This window comes from Chryseobacterium sp. P1-3 (genome assembly GCF_000738495.1).
Lineage (GTDB): Bacteria > Bacteroidota > Bacteroidia > Flavobacteriales > Weeksellaceae > Chryseobacterium > Chryseobacterium gallinarum.
On sequence record NZ_JPEQ01000004.1, the window covers coordinates 732,908 to 752,393 of the forward strand.

Annotated in this window: 20 protein-coding genes; 18 read left to right on the top strand and 2 right to left on the bottom strand. The window is 37.3% G+C overall.

What is annotated here, in order from left to right; all coding sequences use genetic code 11:
• Positions 1-15: 15 nt before the first annotated feature.
• The 10 genes from HX13_RS06120 to HX13_RS23585 all read left to right on the top strand — a co-directional run bounded on the left by HX13_RS06120 (position 16) and on the right by HX13_RS23585 (position 7,532).
• A complete protein-coding gene (locus HX13_RS06120; protein WP_050020337.1) occupies positions 16-1,020 on the top strand; it encodes a bestrophin family protein in 1,005 nt (334 codons plus the stop codon).
• A gap of 187 nt (positions 1,021-1,207) precedes the next feature.
• Entirely contained in the window at positions 1,208-2,821 is a 1,614-nt protein-coding gene (locus HX13_RS06125; protein WP_050020338.1) for a Na+/H+ antiporter, read from the top strand.
• A 221-nt stretch (positions 2,822-3,042) separates the two neighbouring features.
• Positions 3,043-3,468 carry an SRPBCC family protein gene (locus tag HX13_RS06130; protein WP_050020339.1) on the top strand — a complete coding sequence of 142 codons (426 nt, stop codon included), beginning with the start codon at positions 3,043-3,045 and terminating at the stop codon, positions 3,466-3,468.
• A 3-nt stretch (positions 3,469-3,471) separates the two neighbouring features.
• Entirely contained in the window at positions 3,472-3,975 is a 504-nt protein-coding gene (locus HX13_RS06135) for a GNAT family N-acetyltransferase (RefSeq protein WP_050020340.1), read from the top strand.
• The gene (locus HX13_RS06140; protein ID WP_050020341.1) at positions 3,975-4,358 is read left to right on the top strand and encodes a VOC family protein; all 384 of its coding nucleotides are present in this window, start codon (positions 3,975-3,977) and stop codon (positions 4,356-4,358) included. The genes HX13_RS06135 and HX13_RS06140 overlap by 1 nt, the downstream gene beginning before the upstream one ends.
• A gap of 35 nt (positions 4,359-4,393) precedes the next feature.
• On the top strand, positions 4,394-5,416 hold the full coding sequence (locus tag HX13_RS06145) for a glutaminyl-peptide cyclotransferase (RefSeq protein WP_050020342.1): 1,023 nt from the start codon (positions 4,394-4,396) through the stop codon (positions 5,414-5,416).
• A gap of 80 nt (positions 5,417-5,496) precedes the next feature.
• Positions 5,497-6,462 (top strand): hypothetical protein, encoded by a 966-nt coding sequence (locus tag HX13_RS06150; RefSeq protein ID WP_050020477.1) that lies wholly within the window; start codon positions 5,497-5,499, stop codon positions 6,460-6,462.
• Positions 6,463-6,485: 23 nt separating this feature from the next.
• Positions 6,486-7,100: a deoxynucleoside kinase gene (locus HX13_RS06155; protein WP_050020343.1), complete on the top strand. Its 615-nt coding sequence runs from the start codon at positions 6,486-6,488 to the stop codon at positions 7,098-7,100.
• Positions 7,101-7,180: 80 nt separating this feature from the next.
• The gene (locus HX13_RS23580) at positions 7,181-7,360 is read left to right on the top strand and encodes a glutaredoxin domain-containing protein (RefSeq protein ID WP_238555080.1); all 180 of its coding nucleotides are present in this window, start codon (positions 7,181-7,183) and stop codon (positions 7,358-7,360) included.
• Entirely contained in the window at positions 7,338-7,532 is a 195-nt protein-coding gene (locus HX13_RS23585) for an ArsC/Spx/MgsR family protein (RefSeq protein WP_238555081.1), read from the top strand. Before HX13_RS23580 ends, HX13_RS23585 begins: the two co-directional genes overlap by 23 nt.
• A 201-nt stretch (positions 7,533-7,733) precedes the next feature.
• On the opposite strand, the gene HX13_RS06165 is transcribed toward HX13_RS23585, so the two are convergent.
• Together HX13_RS06165 and HX13_RS06170 are read right to left on the bottom strand one after the other, a co-directional pair.
• A complete protein-coding gene (locus HX13_RS06165; protein WP_050020344.1) occupies positions 7,734-8,039 on the bottom strand; it encodes a DUF493 family protein in 306 nt (101 codons plus the stop codon).
• A 42-nt stretch (positions 8,040-8,081) separates the two neighbouring features.
• A complete protein-coding gene (locus HX13_RS06170; RefSeq protein WP_050020345.1) occupies positions 8,082-8,753 on the bottom strand; it encodes a DUF4197 family protein in 672 nt (223 codons plus the stop codon).
• A 347-nt stretch (positions 8,754-9,100) separates the two neighbouring features.
• Between HX13_RS06170 and HX13_RS23590 the strand changes: the two genes are divergently transcribed.
• From HX13_RS23590 to HX13_RS06205, 8 genes are all read left to right on the top strand, one after another.
• Positions 9,101-10,468 (top strand): TonB-dependent receptor plug domain-containing protein, encoded by a 1,368-nt coding sequence (locus tag HX13_RS23590; protein WP_238555082.1) that lies wholly within the window; start codon positions 9,101-9,103, stop codon positions 10,466-10,468.
• Positions 10,469-10,475: 7 nt separating this feature from the next.
• On the top strand, positions 10,476-11,939 hold the full coding sequence (locus tag HX13_RS23595; protein WP_238555083.1) for a TonB-dependent receptor domain-containing protein: 1,464 nt from the start codon (positions 10,476-10,478) through the stop codon (positions 11,937-11,939).
• A 3-nt stretch (positions 11,940-11,942) separates the two neighbouring features.
• A complete protein-coding gene (locus HX13_RS06180) occupies positions 11,943-13,409 on the top strand; it encodes a RagB/SusD family nutrient uptake outer membrane protein (RefSeq protein ID WP_050020346.1) in 1,467 nt (488 codons plus the stop codon).
• A 75-nt stretch (positions 13,410-13,484) separates the two neighbouring features.
• On the top strand, positions 13,485-14,873 hold the full coding sequence (locus tag HX13_RS06185) for a glucoamylase family protein (protein WP_050020347.1): 1,389 nt from the start codon (positions 13,485-13,487) through the stop codon (positions 14,871-14,873).
• Between the two features lie 258 nt (positions 14,874-15,131).
• Positions 15,132-15,830 (top strand): prolyl oligopeptidase family serine peptidase, encoded by a 699-nt coding sequence (locus tag HX13_RS06190; protein ID WP_050020348.1) that lies wholly within the window; start codon positions 15,132-15,134, stop codon positions 15,828-15,830.
• Positions 15,831-16,011: 181 nt separating this feature from the next.
• Complete coding sequence (gene bglX, locus HX13_RS06195; protein ID WP_050020349.1) at positions 16,012-18,339, top strand: beta-glucosidase BglX; 2,328 nt, start codon at positions 16,012-16,014, stop codon at positions 18,337-18,339.
• Positions 18,340-18,430: 91 nt separating this feature from the next.
• Positions 18,431-18,820 carry a hypothetical protein gene (locus HX13_RS06200; RefSeq protein WP_050020350.1) on the top strand — a complete coding sequence of 130 codons (390 nt, stop codon included), beginning with the start codon at positions 18,431-18,433 and terminating at the stop codon, positions 18,818-18,820.
• Positions 18,821-18,938: 118 nt separating this feature from the next.
• Positions 18,939-19,352, top strand: coding sequence for a hypothetical protein (locus tag HX13_RS06205; RefSeq protein WP_050020351.1), 414 nt, complete (start codon positions 18,939-18,941; stop codon positions 19,350-19,352).
• The last annotated feature ends 134 nt before the right edge of the window (positions 19,353-19,486 follow it).

Genomic DNA, 19,486 nt, shown 5'->3' on the forward strand with positions numbered 1-19,486 from the left:
ATAAAATAAACACATATGCATTCAGGAAAGAGATTTGGAGCACGCGAATTTGCGAAATGGACGCGCCACAGTATTTATGCCTTAACATTCTTATCAGCCATTCCTACTGTTTTATACTTTTTAGGCTGGAAATTTCTTTCAGTGCCCTGGCAGCCTATAGCCATCATGGGAACGGCAGTAGCCTTTATCGTGGGGTTTAAAAACAATGCCAGCTATAGCAGGCTTTGGGAAGCAAGGCAGATTTATGGAGCCATTATCAATGATAGCCGTAGTTTCGGTTATATTCTGAGAGATGCCCTTGCCTCAAAAAATCCCCAAAAGGTAAAAGAAATGTTTCTTCGCCATTACGCATGGCTTACAGCACTCAGATTTCAGCTTCGGGAACCCAGGGCATGGGAAAATATGGGAACTGTCCAGTTTGATGAATACTCCAGGAAATATGATATTCCGGAAAGACTGACCCGGTTGGACGAAGAGTTGAAAAAATATTTATCAGAGCATGAGCTTCAATATATTTTAAGCAAAAAAAACAGGGCAACACAGCTGATGGCAAGCCAGAGTAAAGAACTATCTGAAGCGTATGAAAAGGGAGAGATCAACGATTTTCAATGGACACAGATCAATCAGCAGTTGGTGAAATTTACTGACGACCAGGGAAAAGCCGAAAGAATTAAGAATTTTCCTTATCCGAGGAACTTTTCTTCTATCACAACGTACCTTCTCTTACTGTTTATTCTCTTTGTACCGTTCGGACTATTAAAAGAACTGGATAAGCTGGGTGACGGTACGGCTTTAGAAGGATGGACATTATGGTTTAATATTCCGTTTTCATTACTGGTAACGTGGTGTTTTCATACATTAGACAGTGTAGGCGAAGCTTCTGTAAACCCCTTTGAAGGCAGCCCGAACGATGTTCCGATCACCCAGATCAGCCGGACGATCGAAATTGATATGAGAGATATGCTGGATGAGTCTGATCTTCCGCCGGCTATTGCTCCGAAAAATAATATTGTACTTTAAGATTAAAAAATAACGAAGTCAGAATTTAAATCTGCGCTATCTGCAAAATCTGCATAAGATAAAAAAGAAACCTTATAGGTTTTTAAAACCTATAAGGTTTAGATAACCAGCTAGTAAATCAGCAAGCTTTGCCTCGTATTTTCTGTCTTAATAAATAAAAAATGATACTTAAAAAAACTAAAACGAAATGATTCACAGTTATGTTATAATATCCATTGTAGTCTTACTGTCTGTAATGATATTAGTAATGATCGGGCAAAAGCTCAGAGTGGCCTATCCGATTTTTCTTGTGATTGCAGGATTACTGATAAGCCTTGTTCCGGGAATGCCGCGTGTTGAAATAGAACCGGATCTGGTTTTTCTTATATTTTTGCCACCTATTTTATTTGAAGCTGCCTGGTTTACCTCATGGCAGGATTTTCATAAATGGAAAAAACAGATTTTTTCCATGGCTTTTGGGTTGGTATTTTTAACATCTGTGGTAGTGGCTTACCTTTCATCCTCTATCATCCCCGGGCTTACAGTAGCTATGGGATTTTTGTTGGGAGGCGTCAATTCACCACCGGATGCTGTGGCAGCCACTTCCGTACTGAAACATATGAAAATTCCCAAAAAGATCACCAGTATTCTGGAAGGAGAAAGCCTGATCAACGATGCATCCAGTTTAATTGTATTCAAGTTTGCATTGGCAGCCGTTATTTCCGGTCAGTTTATATGGAGGGATGCTATTCAGGATTTCTTTACCATGGCGATTGGAGGAATTGCGGTAGGAGTAGCGGTAGGCTTTTTGTTTGGAGCATTATTAAAGATTATTCCTTCCAATTCCAATATAGATACGGTCATTACCCTTATCGTTCCTTACATTATGTATGTGGGGGCTGAGCATTTCCATTTTTCGGGAGTACTGGCTGTAGTGGCCGGAGGATTGCTGATGTCATACAATTCTCACTGTTATCTGAGCCATACCTCAAGAATTCAGTCTGGGAATGTATGGAGTGTACTGATCTTTTTAATGAATACTATTATTTTTATTTTAATTGGCCTTGAACTGCCTGTTGTGGTAGAAGCCATGAAAGACTATACCATTTCAGAAGGGATTTTCTATAGTATTGTGATCGGAGGTGCTATTATCGGAACAAGAATATTGTACAGTTATGCATTGATGTATTTTCCGCGGCTCTGTTCCAAAGAATTAAGGCTTAAAGCTCCAAAACCGGATTGGAGGGAACCTTTTATCATCAGTTTCGCTGCCATGAGAGGAGTAGTTTCTTTAGCTGCAGCATTGTCTATTCCTGCATTTTTACCGAACGGTGAAGCTTTTCCACACCGGAACATTATTCTGTTTGTAACTTTCGTTATTATACTGATTACTTTAGTAGGGCAAGGGTTGTTATTGGCTCCGATTCTGAAATTATTAAATATACAGGATGCCGGAAGTGAGTTGCCTGAAGAAAAACAGGAAGTTATCCTTATGCGTAAGCTGAAAGAAACGGCCCTTCACAAACTGAAAAATGATTTTTCAGAACTTGCAGAAACCAACAGCCTGGTACGCCATCAAAGGCATAAACTGGAAAATGAAATGATGCTGATGGCAGATAAAGCCCAATGTATGGCTTCCACAGGCGACTATGTAACTGCCATCAATGAAAATAAAGATGTGCTGAGGCAAATCATCCAGGCGCAGAGGAACGAACTGCATAAAATGAAAAAAGAAAAGATTTTTGATGATCATGTAATGAGAGCCATAGAAATGCAGCTGGATTTTGATGAAGCAAAAATTACCGGATTCTCACATGGATAACAGAAGATTTTTACGATAAAGTAAAATAAACTGCAAAAGTCATAAAAAGGATTTAAGCCAAGTCTAAAATTAAGGTTAACTTGCATAAGATTCACAAAGTAAATAAAAACTTAAGTGCTTTTCAATAGTAAATATTAACTTTAAAATACCTTAAGTATTAAATTTCTTTTGTGACTTTTGTGGTTAAAAATAATTGAGTAGTTCATTCAAACTTTAATAATATGAATACGCCAATCATCATTCAATACAAGATAAATGCTCCTATCGATAAGGTTTGGAAAGCATTGACTGATAAAAATGAAATGAAATCCTGGTATTTTGATATTCAGGATTTTGAATCGGAAGTAGGAAAAGTATTTAATTTCTATGAACCCGGGGGTGAAAATAAATACCATCATCAATGCCAGATTTTGGAAATTATTCCCGGCCGGTTATTAAAGCATTCCTGGTCTTATCCTGATTTTTCTCCATTGAAGACCATTGTGACCTGGGAATTATCTCCGGAAGACCATAGTGTGCAAGTAAAATTAACCCATGAAGGAATTGAAAATTTCAAAGATCTTGGAGAAAATTTTTCAAGAGAAAGCTTCACCGGAGGTTGGAATAGCATTATAGGGGAAAGCCTGAAAAAATATTTAGAAAAATAAAAGATGATAGAATTACAGCTTTTTACCATTGACGATTCTTCCGAATTGATTTCAAAAATAAAAAATGAAAGAATGCTGTTGCAGTTTGCAGGACCTGCATATCATTTTCCTCTGACTGAAAAGCAATTGGAAGAAGATCTCGCTAATGAAAACAGGACACTGTTTAAAATTGTTGATGGAACAGGCGGAAATACCATTGGACATGCCCAGATATTTCTTAAAGAAGAGACCTTTTTGCTTGGACGCATATTGATTTGGGACGAAAATAACAGGGGGAAAGGCTATGGAAAAAAAGTGATGCAGCAACTGCTAAGGTATGGATTTGGTCATTTTGATAAAGAAACGGCAGAGTTAAATGTTTATGATTGGAATACCGGAGCTATTGAATGTTACAAAAAAGTGGGCTTTACCATTGACCCTGCAGTCAGAAATGAAGCACAGATTGATCAGGAAACATGGATTTCTTTAAACATGAAAATCCACAGGAAAACTTTTGAATTGCAGTAATGATAAAATATACCGGGCTTCGACCTGTTCTCTGGACGGAAAATATTGATGAGACTATCGCATTCTATATCCATATTCTGGGCTTTATTTTAATGGGTAGAAATGATGACTGGCAATGGGCTTCACTCCGGAAAGATGACGTTTATATTATGCTTTCTCAGCCCAACGAAAATGAAAAAGTTGATAAAATAGGTTTTACAGGATCATTGTATTTCAATGTAAATGAGGTGGATGAGCTATGGGAAGATCTTAAAACAAAAGCTAAAATCTGCTATGAAATAGAAACTTTTGAATGGGGAATGAGGGAATTTGGCATCTATGATAATAATGGCTATATACTACAATTTGGTGAAACTGTGGATAATATTGGCAGTACGGAATAAAATTTGCTATTTTTGGGGAAATATTTAGAAAATCAATGAAAAGAAATATAATAGCGGGTTTCGCAGCGATTTTATTACTGGCTTCTTGTAATAAGGATAAAGAGATTCTTGATACATTGAGCACCTATAATAACTCAATGGAAGCAAAAGGATATCACTTCGGAGATAAGCTTACACTTCCTAAAGAAGTGACAGAGAATGCAGAAAGCGTAACCATCAGTTTCGGGGATAAAGAAACTAAAGATTTAACGATTGACCCTAAATTTTTCACATTAGGGGATAATGCCGTAACTTTTAATATCAAAACAAAAGGAGGCGAAGTATTGAATCAGGATGCAACGATCAATGTGTTTGCAAAGAATCCTGAAAAGAATATTTCATACCAGATTATTGCAGAATATCCGCATGATCCTAAAAACTTTGTCCAGGGGTTCCAGATCGAAGGAAACACGATTTATGAGAGTGACGGTCAGAACGGTTCTTCACAGATTTTAAAATATACACTTGGGACAACAACCCCGCTTGCTTCTACCAAACAGGCACCAGAGGACTTTTCTGAAGGAAGCACCATTGTAGGGGATAAAGTGTATCAGCTGACATGGCAGAGTAAGAAAGGATATATCTATGATAAAAACTCATTGAAGTTGATTTCCGAATTTGCATACCCTAATGTATTGGGTGAAGGCTGGGGATTGACATACGACGGTAAAAACCTGATTGCATCGGATGGAAGTAAACTGCTGTATTTCCTTGATCCGAATGATCCGTCAAAACTGATTAAATACATTGCTGTAGCGGGAAGCACTCAGGCTTATGATCAGCTGAACGAACTGGAATATCACAACGGGTTTATCTATGCCAATGTATGGCAAAAACCTATTATCTTGAAAATTAATCCTGCAACCGGTGAAGTAGTGGGAACATTTGACTTTACTGATATTGCAAAGCAAAATACCAAAGGGAGCGATGATGTATTGAATGGAATTGCTTTTAAAGGAGACAATATGCTGGTGACGGGCAAAAACTGGCCGAAAATCTATGAAGTTACCATTAAATAGGAAAGAAGATTTCTATTTGAATAAATAAAGTATGTAAATTGGTAGCGTTCCTCAGGAGCGCTATCTTAGTAAAAAGAATTTTGAGAATATTCTATTTGATACTGATGTTTGTTTTCTGTTCTTCTGCAGCACAGAAAGCTTTTCCTTTAGACACTTTGAAGCTGAAGGAGGCAAAAGATATGCTCGCTGATGATTACGGCAACCTGTATATCTATAGAAACAAAGACTTCAGTTTTACCAAATATGATTCCTTAGGCAAACAGATCGGAAAAATGATGCTTACGGTTCCCTACAAAGTACAAAGCGTACAAAATCCGTTGAATGTCTTTTTATTTTCTGAAAATGCCCAGGAGATGAAATTTGTAGATCAGAACCTGAACGAAATCCAGCGTATTGACTTTAAACAAAAATTCGGGTTCATCAGAATGGCTTATGCTGAAGACCTGCAACAGCTTTGGCTATTGGATGACAGCACAAAAAGATTGATACAGTATAATTTCAGAAATGATACCACCATCAATTCATACCCTTTTGATATCAGCTTTGATGACCTGACGGATCTTTTGGTCTACGAAAATAAAGTGTATATCCTGACAGGGAAGCAGATCAGAATTTACAATCTGAAATTTGAAAAGCTTTTTGAAGCGCCGCTGGATAACGGAAAGCGTTTTAGAAGGGAAAATGATGCAATTCTGGTCATTGCCAATAATTCCATTTGGAAATATGTTCCTGAAAAAGGTATGGTGATTATTTTTGAAGATCAGGATGCACAAATTGTGGATAAAAACATCCTTTCTTATTTTGAAATCAATGGGAACAAGCTCTATCTTTACAGCCTTGAAAAAGGAAAGATACATAAGCCGCAAAATGAGCATACATCCCAGGAAGAAAATCTACAACAATCTGCTGAAAAACCGGTAGAAAAAGCAGAAGGGAAGTCAGATGCAGGAGATGCAGAAGGAAAACCTTCAGACCATACTTTGGAAAAGTTGATTGAAGATATTTCTGAAGCTCAGGAGGCAGACATAGGAAAGCTTATCAATTAATCAGTAAATACAAGGAAAAAAATATGCATATTGCAGTTACAGGAAATATTGGAGCAGGAAAAACAACTTTGACGACAATGCTCTCCAAGCATTACGGATGGGATGCACAATTTGAAGATGTAGATCATAATCCTTATCTGGAGGATTTTTATTCAGATATGAGCAAATGGAGTTTTGCATTGCAGGTATATTTTCTGGGAAGCAGGTTCCGCCAGGTAAAGGAAATCAGAGAAAGTGGTAAAAATATTATTCAGGATCGTACCATTTATGAGGATGCACACATTTTTGCAGAAAACTTAAATGACATGAATCTCCTTTCGGACAGGGATTTCAATAACTATTCATCTGTTTTTGATTTGATGAAGTCTTTTGTTTCCGCTCCGGACCTGTTGATTTACCTGAAATCGGATGTTCCGAATCTGGTAAAAAAAATCTATAAAAGAGGACGGGAATATGAGACATCTATCAGTATTGAGTATCTTTCGAAGCTGAACCAGAAATATGAAAAATGGATTTCCAATTACACAGAAGGCAAGCTGTTGATTATCGAAGTGGATGACCTGGATTTTGTAGAAAAACCGGAAGACTTCGGATTTATCCTGGAGAAGATTGAAGCGGAACTTCATGGGTTATTTTAACAAATATTTATCAAAGAATTAAGAGTTTCCCGGTTAAATTCTTGGTAAATTTATTAAGAGTAATTTTTTTAATAATTAAAATGTTAGTTAAAGTTTTACATAACGGAAACTGTTCGAAATCAAATGCCGTATTAGAGTATCTTGATGAAAACGGAGTGCCATTTGAGATTATCAATATCATTGAAGATCCTTTGAGTGTTTTGGAGATTAAAACTGTATTGAAGAAGCTGAATCAAAGTGTTTTTTCATATTATTCGTAAAACGGATAAACTGTATATTGAAAACTATGCCGATAAAAATCTTTCCGAAGAAGAGTGGATCAAGGTTCTGGCTGAAAACCCTTCTTTAATCCAAAGACCTATTCTGGTGAAAGGTTCTGTAGCCATGTTGGGAAGACCTATTGAAAACGTAAAATTCTTTATCGAGAAATAAAGAATATATGAATAGCAAACAATTGGCTGCCTCAAACATTGAGGCAGCCAATTTTTATTGAAAGGTAATCCTATTTTATAATAATACGAGTTTGGGCTAAAGCCAGTGGAAAATTTTATTCATTAAATGGGCTAAAGCCCATTTTTGGATGATCAGGTTCTGTCTGATAAAAAAAGACTGTCTAGTCTGACAGTCTTAATTTTACAATAGAATAACGCCTTCTATTTTGGCTACTTCTTTATAAATATTGACGACCTGATCGGCATCCAGAACAAATGCATTGATATTGCAGGCGGTGTATTTCCCATTTTTGCTTTCACGGTTTCCCAATGTAAATTTGATCCCATCAAAAACCCTGTATATTTCAGTAAGTTTTGCCTGGTCTGTAGGAATAATAAATTTAAATAAATAATCTTCCGGAAAATCGTGATGACCTTCCAGTTTTTCCCTTAAAGATTTGTAGAAATCTTCAGGACTTGCGTGTTGATTTCCTTGTAATATATCCATCTGCAATTATTAATATAGTATATAAATATAACGAAATTTTTCCTATTTTCCAAATGGTCCCAGAAGGGATTTGGAGTTCTGGTGTTCATAATCTTCGATAATGTTAAAGAGTCCGTTCACCAGTTGTTCAGAAGCAAGCTGGCTGAGTCCTCCTGCATTCACTGTATTTTTGTTTCCTCCCAGAAGATTGCCCAGGAAATTACTTCCGGATAATGCTGTATTGATGGTTTTGACGATACCATATTCATTCAGTTTTTCATCTACTTTAGGAGCAATAGCAGCAATAAGCTGCTGTGATGTTTTTTCTTTCAGGATCTGGGTAGCTGTGGTCCCCTGGATTATTCGTGTTACATCTTGTGCATTTAAGCTGTTTACCGCACCTTGTAAAATCGGTCTGGAAGTATTCACGGTATAGGCTGCTGCCTGAGCAATATAATCCCTTTCTTTAGCAACGAGTGATGGAGCTATTTTTTCCAGTACGGAATTGATGTCCCTAAGTTCTTTCGGAAGTGCCTTATCTACCATATTATTCTGTAGAAAAGCTTCTTTGTTTCCGTAGATTCCCATTCCTTTATCAATGCCGTTAAGCAGGATTCTTTTAATGATCGAAAGCCCCATGTCGGAAGTGGCTAAAGTGGTACAAGATTGTACTGTTGTCGTAATAGCAGTACCGGTTCCTATGATAAGGGCTGCTGCAATGATATATTTTTTCATTGATCTTTTTCTTGGTTTTTTCAAAAACTGCACCAAAGGTAAATACTATTCTCATATTAACAAAATATTAAATTTTGATACGGTATTTGGTGAATTATTTTCTGAAAACATAGATTTTATCATTAAGGAAATGATTGTTATTTGAACAGTATTTTGCTGTTAAAGTTTATGAATTTTATTTTTTAATAGTTTTTATATAAAATATTACATTGTTTTTTAAATTTTTAAGATGTTTTAACATTGTTCAATATTTTTTATATTTTTGGTTAATGTCTTCTTTTGAGAAATTAATTGTTTCCACTGAAGCCGTTTACCGAAATTGATTGTACGAATAAAATTGAAACTATATGAAACAAAGTAATTTAAAGTATTCATGTCTCATCGCTGTTTTATACTTTGGGATGAACGTGGATGCGCAGGTTACAAATGACTCTGCTAAGGTCCAGAAAATTGACGAAGTAGTCATGATTGGATATGGTAGCCGTAAGAAAGTAGATAACACCACATCTATCAGCTCTATCAGCGCAGAAGAAGTAACCAAGACCAAAGTATTGAATGCCTCACAGGCTATTCAGGGGAAAGCAGCAGGGGTACAGATAATAGCATCAGATGCACCTGGTTCTACACCAAGTGTCATGATCAGAGGTCTGGGTACCGTGTTAGGAGGAAGAACTCCATTATACGTAGTAGATGGAATGTTTACTGATAACATTAATAACATCAATTCAAATGATATCCTTACCTATGACGTATTGAAAGATGCAGCAGCATTAGCAATCTATGGGAACAGAGCTGCGAACGGGGTTATTATTATTACTACAAAGTCAGGCCGGGGAAAATTAAGTGTTACTTATGATGGCCTGGTAGGTTTCAGAAGCCCGCTGAAAACAATCAGGATGGCCAATGCCTCAGAATTTGCAAATTATAATAATGCGGGTAAAACAAGCACCCATTTAAATCCAAATCAGCCCTATAATACGGATTGGTTTAAAGAAATTACCAGGACGGGAATTTATAATCAACATAATATCTCTATTTCTGGATCTTCTGAAGCTGCAAAATATTTCTTAAGCTTAGGAAATTACGATGAGCAATCTATTCTTAAAGGAACTAACTATAACAGGACTACAGTAAGAACAAATAACGAGTTCAGAATATCCAAAGGAATCAGATTATCTCAGACTTTAAGTGCTACTTTTACTAACGATACCCCTAAATCATTTGGTGTCTTTACCAATGCATATAAACAATCACCGTTAGTTCCTGTGTATTATCCAAATGGCAAATATGGCCAGCCAATTTACGATTCCAATGGTAATATCAGTTATACAGGAGGCCGTTTTAATAATGTAGGAAATCCGGTAATGCAGCTTGCCTATGATAATCAAAAAGGAAAGAACTTTTTATTGCAGGGAGGGTTAAAATTAGATATAGATATTTATAAGGATTTAAAATTTACTTCTCAGTTTAGTGGAGAGTATAATACTTATAAATACTATAATTTTGTAAACTCTAAAGCATTCTGGCTGGATAGTGACCCGACAAGAGTAGATAGTGGTTATGACTCTTCTCTGCCACTAACAAGATTGACCAATAAGAATCAGAATTACTACAATTGGCTACTAAATAACTATTTAACTTACACAAAAAAAAATAGGAAATCACGATATCGAAATTGTAGCCGGCACAGAAACTTCAGTAGCCAATGGTCTTGAAACCTTAGTGATTAACAGAAAAAATGTACCTGTTTCACAGGATTACTGGAATCTGGATGGTGTTGACTATTATGGTAATTTATTTAGTGATAATACAACAAAAGCGATTGAATCTATAAAAGGAAACCGAAATACAACTGTTTCTTATTTCGGAAGACTTCAATATAAATTTATGAACCGCTATTTATTAAGCGGAACTATCAGAAGAGATGGGTCATCCCAGTTTGCTGAAGGTCACAGATGGGGGACATTCCCATCTTTTGGTGCCGGCTGGATTATCTCTGAAGAAAGCTTTATGCAGGATGGATTCTTTAATCTTTTAAAATTGAGAGGAGGTTGGGGTAAATTAGGTAACCAGAAGGTCCCGTTAAATTATTTGCCACTCTCATCAGGGGCAACCTATAACTATGGATTCGGGACATCACCTGTAAGCAACGGGGTTACCATTAATCAGGGATACGACCCGAATTTAGGATGGGAAGTTACAGAAGAAACCTCTTTGGGGTTAGATTTTGGAATATTGGATAAACGATTAACCGGTAGCTTTGATGTTTATAACAGAAAGACCAATAACCTTATTTTAGGAGTTATTCCTTATTTGGCAACAGGGATTTCGGATGTGAATTATTCACACATGGGAAGTGTTGTGAACAAAGGTGCTGAGGTAAGTCTAAACTGGTCAGATAAAGTAGGTGAAGACTTTACTTATTCCATTGGAGCCAATTACTCTTATAACAAAAATAAACTTGCTAGAATTGATCTTTCAAAACCTGTTTCTCAGATTGTAGGAGGAAATCTTGGTAACGGAGTGGATACCAAGATTTTCAATGCTTCAGCGGTAGGTTATGCTTTAGGAAGTTTCTATTTGTATGAAACAGACGGATATAATGAGAAGGGTGATCTGAAATTCAAAGATTTAAATGGTAACGGTATTATGGACGGAGGAGATAGACGTTTCTTTGATTCCTATATTCCAAAATCAACACTAGGAGTGAATATTTCCATGTCCTACAAGAACTGGGATTTTGCTCTTAACGGTTATGGAGCCTTTGGGTTTAAAGTGTATAATGGTAAAAAAGCACAAAGAAATGGTGGTGAAAATGTTGAAGCTTCTGTAGCGAATAATTTCTGGACACCATCAAATACTAACGCCGAAAATCCTGTGAATCCATCAAGTATTCCCGTAGCATCTAATTTCTATTTAGAAAGCGGAGATTATTTCAGAATCAATAATATTTCAGTAGGATATACCTTTAAGAATGTAACGGATTATATGAAGTCCATTAAGCTTTATGTTAGCGCAATCAATCCGATAGTATTCCAAAAGTATTCCGGATATTCTTCCGAATTATCAGGATACAATCCGGCAGATCCTACAGCAGAGGGAGATCCATACAAACGTGCCGGGATAGAGCTGGATGCTTATCCTACGTTGAGATCTTTTATATTTGGTGTTAACCTAAACTTTTAAAAAATGAATAAGAAATATATCATAGCAGCCGCATTTTTAATTTTAGGAGCTGTTAACCAGAGCTGCAGTAATGACTTTATTGATGTATCACCTACAGAGAAAATCCCTGAATCTGCTTTAGGTGAAATATATAATAATAATGAAGGAGCCAATAGTTTAGTGACAGCTATTTATGCTAAATTTTTAGATTGGAACATGAGTACTTTTGCGTGGATTGGGGTGACATCTATAGTTTCAGACGATGCTGATAAAGGTTCCAGTCCAAGTGATTCCGGTTCTGATAAAGACATCTTGGATGCTCTGAATTTTAATCCGGCCACCCCATCATTTAAAGAATTATTTGCTTCTAATTATCAGGGGATTAATAGATGTAATCAAGCTTTAAAATATCTGCCCCTACTGGATAAGGCAGATGCACAATTACGGCAGAGATTAACCGGAGAAGCTAAATTTTTAAGAGCATTTATGTACTTCACGTTGGTGAGATCTTTTGGAGGCGTTCCGTTAGTAGACCATGTTCCTGTAACAGGAGTTGAAGCAGATAAACAGATGACGCTTACCAGAAAAAGCAAAGAAGAAATTTATGCATTCATCGAGCAAGACCTTAAAGATGCTATAGCAGTCCTTCCCAATAAGTCAGCTTATGGTGGTAGTGATGTGGGAAGAGCATCTGTGGGAGCAGCTCATGCTTTATTGGCCAAAGTGTATTTATATCAGAAAAAATGGCAGCTAGCTGTGGATGAAGCCAATTTGGTGACTGGTTATTCACTAACGCCTGTCTTCCAGGATATTTATAAAGTCTCCGGGGAAAACAATGCTGAATCTATTTTTGAAATTAATGGTACCGGAGGAACAGCCGGCAGAGCTATCCAGCAATATAGCCAAGTACAGGGTGCCAGAGGTACTACTGGATGGGGATGGGGATTTGCTACACCTACTCAAGGACTATACGATGCTTATTCCGCAACAGATACAAGAAGAGATGCTACCATTATCCACAGAGATATGACGCTATATGATGGATATTATGTAGGGCCAAATACGGAAAATAAATTCTATAACTATAAAGCCTATTCATCTAACTATAGAGACCAGGCTTCAACAGATGTAAACATCCGTTATCTAAGATATGCTGAAGTTTTATTAATCAAAGCTGAAGCAATGAATGAGCTGGGTCAGACCTCTGCAGCAATTCCTTTCCTGAACCAGGTAAGAAACAGAGCGAATATCGGAGATACTCCGGCTGTCTCTCAAGCTGAAGTGAGAGCGGATATTTGGAAGCAAAGAAGACTGGAATTAGCATTCGAGCACGATAGATGGTTCGATTTAGTAAGAACAGGGCAGGCAGAAGCTGCCATGGCTGCAGATGGTGGTAAAAAGTTCATTGTTGGGAAACATGAATTATTCCCGCTTCCTCAGGACTTTATCACGGAGGCCGGAGGACTTTCTGCACAAAACCCCGGATATTAAAATGAAATGATAAGCTTAGAGGAGAATGTAAGTTCTCCTCTTCTTTTAGAAATCAATTGTAAAATAGTTTGAATTATGAAAAAGACCCTACTGTCAATAGCTTTAATTTCTTTATTAGCAATATCTTGTAAAAATCCCCAGGCGGCGGCACAGGGAACCGTACAAAAAACAGCAGTAAAAAGTGATATCACAGATGAGCAGCTGATGGATAAAGTGCAAAAAGATGCCTTAAAATATTTTTGGGATTATGCAGAGCCACATTCATTGTTGGGAAGGGAACGTTATCACGAAGATAATATTTATCCCGATAACGATAAACATGTGATTACTACCGGAGGTTCAGGATTCGGATTGGCAACAATCCTGGTCGGGGTGGAAAGAGGATTTGTACCACGCGGGGAAGCGGTAAAAAGACTGACCCATATTATGGATTTCCTGGCAAAAGCTGACAGGCATAAAGGAGCCTGGTCTCACTGGATCAATGGAGAAACAGGGAAAACCGTTCCTTTTGGAAAAAAGGATAATGGAGGAGATCTGGTAGAAACAGCATTCCTTACCTCAGGAATACTGATGGTCCGCGAATATTTTAAAAACGGAAATGCCGAAGAAAAAGCCCTGGCAGCAAAATGTGATGAGCTGTGGAAAGGAATTCAATGGAACTGGTATACGAAAGGAGGCGAAAAAGTATTGTATTGGCACTGGTCTCCGGATTATCAGTGGGAAATGAATTTTCCTCTTGAAGGATATAATGAGTGTCTTATTACCTATATTTTAGCAGCATCTTCACCTACCTATTCCATAGATGCCGAAACGTATTATAAAGGTTGGACAAGGAACGGAACTTATCTTACCGATAAAACAAAATACGGATTACCCCTTTATGTAAAGCATAACTATGCTGAAGAATATGGAGGTCCGCTTTTCTGGGCTCAGTATTCATATATCGGACTTGATCCTACAGGATTATCCGATAAACTTGTGAAAAACTATTTTGATATTAATAAGAATCAGACCCTTATTGATTATAAATACTGCGTTGAAAATCCGAAACAATGGAAAGGCTATGGCCCGAACTATTGGGGACTGACAGCAGGATATACAAGAAATGAAGACGGAAGTACAGGCTACACGGCTCATATGCCGGGCAATGATAACGGTGTAATCACTCCTACGGCTGCGTTGAGTAGTTTTCCGTATACTCCGGAGGAATCAATGGCTTTTTTAAGATTTATCTATACACAGAAGCCTGAGTTTATAGGAAGTGCAGGACCTTATGATGCGACTTCCATTCATTATAACAATTGGTTCACACCAAGATATCTGGCCATTGATCAAGGAACAATAGCTCCCATGATTGAAAATTATAGAACTGGCTTTTTATGGAAGTTGTTTATGAATGCTCCCGAAATCCAACAAGGATTGAAAAAACTGAGCTTTCAATCTACTAAATATGGAATAAAATAATTGATTGGAAGAGGTTCGTAAAGACTATTCCAAACAATGATAAAAAATATAACTCGCTGATTTAACCGGTAATGCAGATTTTGAATCGGAGTCACACACACAATAATCTGCTCGATCTGCATAATCACGAGAGAAAAAAACAACTATAAATCACGTGGATTCAGAAGAAATAGAATATTATGCTGAGCTTAAAAGGAAATCCATTGAAAATAAATAAAAACCAAATCCAAAGGCTTTAGCCAAAAACCTGATAGTATTATGAAATTAAAACATATTCCCCTTTTATTGCTTCCGTTTTCGTTGCAGCTCAATGCACAGGAAATAAAAGCCGAATTGAATAAAGAAATCAAACGCTCCGAGAAAATTTCCTACATTTTGGATTATCCTCAAAAAGCCAAAGGAAATGTACCATTGATTGTTTTTCTTCATGGATCCGGAGAGCGGGGAAATAATCTGGAAGCAGTAAAAGCCCACAGCCCGTTTACCTATAAAAACCTGATCAAAGAACCGGTGGCTATTCTGGCTCCGCAATGTCCTTCCGGTACCTGGTGGGATACGGTGACTGTTTATCATCTCATCAAGGAAATTCAGAAGAAATATAAAATTGATGCTTCCAGGATTTATCTCACGGGGCTTTCCATGGGAGGATGGGGAACTCTGAAGCTGGCTATGGAGCATCCTGAAATGTTTGCAGCAGTAGCTTCAGTCTGTGCTCCAACTGATCAGGTGATGACCGCCAATATTCAGCAATACAAAAACCTGAATATGAAAATTTTTCATGGAGGCATGGATGATATTGTGCTGCCGGAAAATGCTTTTAAATTTTACCAAAAATTGCATCCGGTAAACCCCACGGCAGAACTGATAATTTTCCCGAATGATAACCATAACTCTTGGGATTCTGCCTATTCTGATCCTGGATTATATGAGTGGATGCTTTCAAAAAGAAAAAATTAAATGTTTACCAATAAAATAAGCTTTTTATACGGAAAGCTTTGAATTGATTATATTACCGTATAGAATAAATTTCATATTTTTGAATATTGTCTTTTTTAGAGACAATAATGAGGTTTGAAATAAATTGAATTAAAAATAACGTTCTCACCTTAAAAACAGAGAACAATAAGAAGTTAGACTTATGAAAAAACTAATCGTACTTGCTACCTTGGCGTTGTCCCCGGTGTTTTCAGCACAGGAAATGGTAGATAAACCCGTACAATCTTATCAGACAGCCCAATATCAGGCAAAAAAGAAAGCCTTTGTAGATAAGCTTTTAGCTAAAATGACATTGGATGAGAAAATCGGCCAGCTTAATCTGCCGACTTCCGGAGATTTTACAACAGGCCAGGCCCAGAGTTCCGATATCGGAAAAAAAGTGGAGCAAGGATTGGTTGGAGGATTGTTCAATATAAAAGGAGCCGATAAAATCAAAGCGGTTCAGAAAGTGGCCATAGAAAAAAGCCGTTTGAAAATTCCTTTGATCTTTGGAATGGATGTCATCCATGGGTACGAAACCACTTTTCCAATTCCATTAGGACTTGCAGCTTCCTGGGATATGAACCTGGTGCAGCAGTCTGCAAGAGTTGCTGCCAGGGAAGCCGCATCAGATGGGATCAACTGGACCTTCTCCCCGATGGTAGATATTTCCCGTGAACCAAGATGGGGAAGGGTTTCCGAAGGATCCGGGGAAGATCCGTATCTGGGGAGTGAAATCGCCAGGAATATGGTATATGGCTATCAGGGAAAAGATTTATCCTTAAACAATACGATCCTGGCCTGTGTGAAACACTTTGCCTTATATGGGGCATCAGAAGCGGGAAGAGATTATAATACCGTGGATATGAGCCATGTAAGGATGTTCAATGAATACTTTCCTCCCTATAAAGCAGCGGTAGATGCAGGAGTAGCTTCCGTAATGGCTTCCTTCAATGAAGTAGACGGAGTTCCTGCTACAGCCAATAAATGGCTTCAAACCGACGTATTAAGAAAAATGTGGAATTTTAAAGGCTTCGTCGTAACCGATTATACCGGAATCAATGAAATGGTAGACCACGGATTAGGCGACATCCAGCATGTTTCGGCGCTAGCTTTAAAAGCAGGAATTGATATGGATATGGTAGGCGAAGGTTTCCTTACTACACTTAAAAAATCATTAGCCGAAGGAAAAGTGACCCAGGCTGAAATTGATACGGCTACCAGAAGAATTCTTGAAGCCAAATATGATCTGGGATTATTTGAAGATCCTTATCGTTATGGAGATGCCAGATTGGCGGCAAAAGAAGTCTATAACATGGAAAACCGTACAGTTGCAAGAAATGTGGCTGCCCAGTCTATGGTATTGCTGAAAAATGATCGTCAGGTATTGCCTTTGAAAAAATCAGGAACAGTAGCTGTAATTGGCCCATTGGTAAACAATTCCATGAATATGGGAGGAACATGGAGTGTTGCTACCAAACATGGCTCTTCAGTTTCTTTAATGCAGGGACTACAGGAAAACTATGGAAAAGAAGTCAGGTTTATTTCTGCAAAAGGAGCTAATATAGACTATGATGCGAAGCTGGAAGAAATTTATGCCGCCCACGGTAAAAAAACAGACAGGGACAACCGTTCAAAAGAAGCCCTTTTAAAAGAAGCGGTGGAAGTTGCCAATAAAGCAGATGTAATTGTGCTGGCTATCGGGGAATCTGCAGAAATGAGTGGTGAGTCTTCTTCCAGGACAGAAATTACCATTCCTCAATCCCAGGTAGACTTGCTGAATGAGTTGAAAAAAACCGGGAAGCCGATTGCCATGGTTCTTTTTACAGGTCGCCCTTTAGCCCTTACCAATGTGAAAGATACTCCTGATGCTATATTGAATGCATGGTTTGCCGGGTCAGAAGCGGGAAGTGCAATTGCCGATGTTTTATTCGGGAAGGTAAATCCATCAGGAAAACTTCCGATGACTTTTCCCAGAAGCCTCGGACAGGTGCCTATTTATTATAATGCTAAGAATACAGGCCGTCCATTGGATCAGAAGCTGGTAGAAAAATGCGAATACCAGAGATTCCGTTCCAACTATATGGATGAATGTAATACACCGTTGTATTCTTTTGGATACGGATTGAGCTATACAAAATTCAATTATTCAGATATCAGCATCTCTAATGCAAATCCGAAAGGAAACCAAACTATCCAGGCATCTGTAACGATAACCAATACCGGAGATTATGATGGAGCAGAGGTTGTACAATTGTATATCAGAGATATGGTAGGAAGTATTACAAGACCGGTGAAAGAATTAAAAGGTTTCCAAAAAATATTTTTGAAAAAGGGAGAATCCAGAAAAGTAACGTTTGATGTAACCCCTGAACATCTGAAATTTTATAACGGAGACCTGAAATATGATTGGGAACCAGGTGAATTCGATATTATGATCGGAACCAATTCAGATGAGGTAAAGCATTCAAAAATCAACTGGTCAAAATAAATAAGTAAAAAAATATTCACAGCAATGTGTTTTATGTTTTTTTGGCATGATTTTTTATAGTAACCTGCGTAGCTATAATAATACAAACAACATGAAAAAAACAATTTTACTTAGCGCGATGTTCCTTGGTACTTTAGTATTTGCACAAAAAACACCTGTATTGGGTGGTGATAAAGATGCGCACGGATGCATTGGTTCGGCAGGGTATACGTACTCTCAGATCAAAAAAGACTGTGTAAGAACATTTGAAGAAAAGATCAAATTGAAAGAAGTAGCCTCAAAAGGAGACTATATTGCTGCGGTTATTTTCAGCAAAGACATGAAAAAAGCTGAAGTTTTCGTTAAAGATGCTGAAGGTGGAAGTGTAATTCTTACCAGAGCAGGGAAAGCAAAGGCATGGAAAAAAGATGGTTATGTACTGGTTCCTTTTAAAAAAGGCGGATATCAGCTTAAAAAGGACAATGTCGTGATTTATCAATAAAATCAAATTTTCAAAAAAATGAAGTCACTCGAAAGAGTGGCTTTTTTTGTAGTCTGAAATAAATTATTTCCTTATTTTAGATATACTTTACCAGACTGAAAACATTAATAAATTAAATATGAAAAAAACAATTTTATTGAGCACATTGTTCCTGGGATTTTTAACTTTTGCACAGCAAAATACTCCGGCTTTAGGAGGAGACAGGGATGTTCATGGTTGTAAAGGCTCTGCAGGTTATACCTATTCACAAATCAGAAATAACTGCGTGAAAGTCTTTGAGCAAAAGATTAAGCTAAAAGAAGTGAATTCGGATAAAAGCTATCATACAATGACTGCTGTTATCTTTAGCAAAGACATGAAACGGGCAGAAATTTTTATTCCGGACGGAGCTGCAAAGAGCATTATTCTTGAAAAAGAAGGAAAAGATAAAATCTGGAAAAGCGGAAGCTATATTAAAGATAGTTATGTTTTAATTCCCTACAAGAAAAAAGGATATCAGATTAAAAAGAATGATATTATAATTTACCAGTAAAAATCATCTGAATTATCCATTTTTACCTCACATCTAATGTGTGGATATTCAACGCTTTTTGTGTACCACGGCATAACAAAAATAAAACTGTTTCATTTCTGAGGCAGTTTTATTCTATTATTAATAGCAGCATA

What these genes read in the sequence shown, in the direction of transcription:
- HX13_RS06130 (WP_050020339.1), top strand. Translation starts at nt 3,043, where the DNA reads ATGAATACGCCAATCATCATTCAATACAAGATAAATGCTCCTATCGAT.
- HX13_RS06125 (WP_050020338.1), top strand. Translation starts at nt 1,208, where the DNA reads ATGATTCACAGTTATGTTATAATATCCATTGTAGTCTTACTGTCTGTA.
- HX13_RS06180 (WP_050020346.1), top strand. Translation starts at nt 11,943, where the DNA reads ATGAATAAGAAATATATCATAGCAGCCGCATTTTTAATTTTAGGAGCT.
- HX13_RS06120 (WP_050020337.1), top strand. Translation starts at nt 16, where the DNA reads ATGCATTCAGGAAAGAGATTTGGAGCACGCGAATTTGCGAAATGGACG.
- HX13_RS06185 (WP_050020347.1), top strand. Translation starts at nt 13,485, where the DNA reads ATGAAAAAGACCCTACTGTCAATAGCTTTAATTTCTTTATTAGCAATA.
- HX13_RS06165 (WP_050020344.1), bottom strand. Translation starts at nt 8,039, where the DNA reads ATGGATATATTACAAGGAAATCAACACGCAAGTCCTGAAGATTTCTAC.
- HX13_RS06205 (WP_050020351.1), top strand. Translation starts at nt 18,939, where the DNA reads ATGAAAAAAACAATTTTATTGAGCACATTGTTCCTGGGATTTTTAACT.
- bglX (WP_050020349.1), top strand. Translation starts at nt 16,012, where the DNA reads ATGAAAAAACTAATCGTACTTGCTACCTTGGCGTTGTCCCCGGTGTTT.
- HX13_RS06170 (WP_050020345.1), bottom strand. Translation starts at nt 8,753, where the DNA reads ATGAAAAAATATATCATTGCAGCAGCCCTTATCATAGGAACCGGTACT.
- HX13_RS06145 (WP_050020342.1), top strand. Translation starts at nt 4,394, where the DNA reads ATGAAAAGAAATATAATAGCGGGTTTCGCAGCGATTTTATTACTGGCT.
- HX13_RS06190 (WP_050020348.1), top strand. Translation starts at nt 15,132, where the DNA reads ATGAAATTAAAACATATTCCCCTTTTATTGCTTCCGTTTTCGTTGCAG.
- HX13_RS23580 (WP_238555080.1), top strand. Translation starts at nt 7,181, where the DNA reads ATGTTAGTTAAAGTTTTACATAACGGAAACTGTTCGAAATCAAATGCC.
- HX13_RS06155 (WP_050020343.1), top strand. Translation starts at nt 6,486, where the DNA reads ATGCATATTGCAGTTACAGGAAATATTGGAGCAGGAAAAACAACTTTG.
- HX13_RS06135 (WP_050020340.1), top strand. Translation starts at nt 3,472, where the DNA reads ATGATAGAATTACAGCTTTTTACCATTGACGATTCTTCCGAATTGATT.
- HX13_RS23590 (WP_238555082.1), top strand. Translation starts at nt 9,101, where the DNA reads ATGAAACAAAGTAATTTAAAGTATTCATGTCTCATCGCTGTTTTATAC.
- HX13_RS06140 (WP_050020341.1), top strand. Translation starts at nt 3,975, where the DNA reads ATGATAAAATATACCGGGCTTCGACCTGTTCTCTGGACGGAAAATATT.
- HX13_RS06200 (WP_050020350.1), top strand. Translation starts at nt 18,431, where the DNA reads ATGAAAAAAACAATTTTACTTAGCGCGATGTTCCTTGGTACTTTAGTA.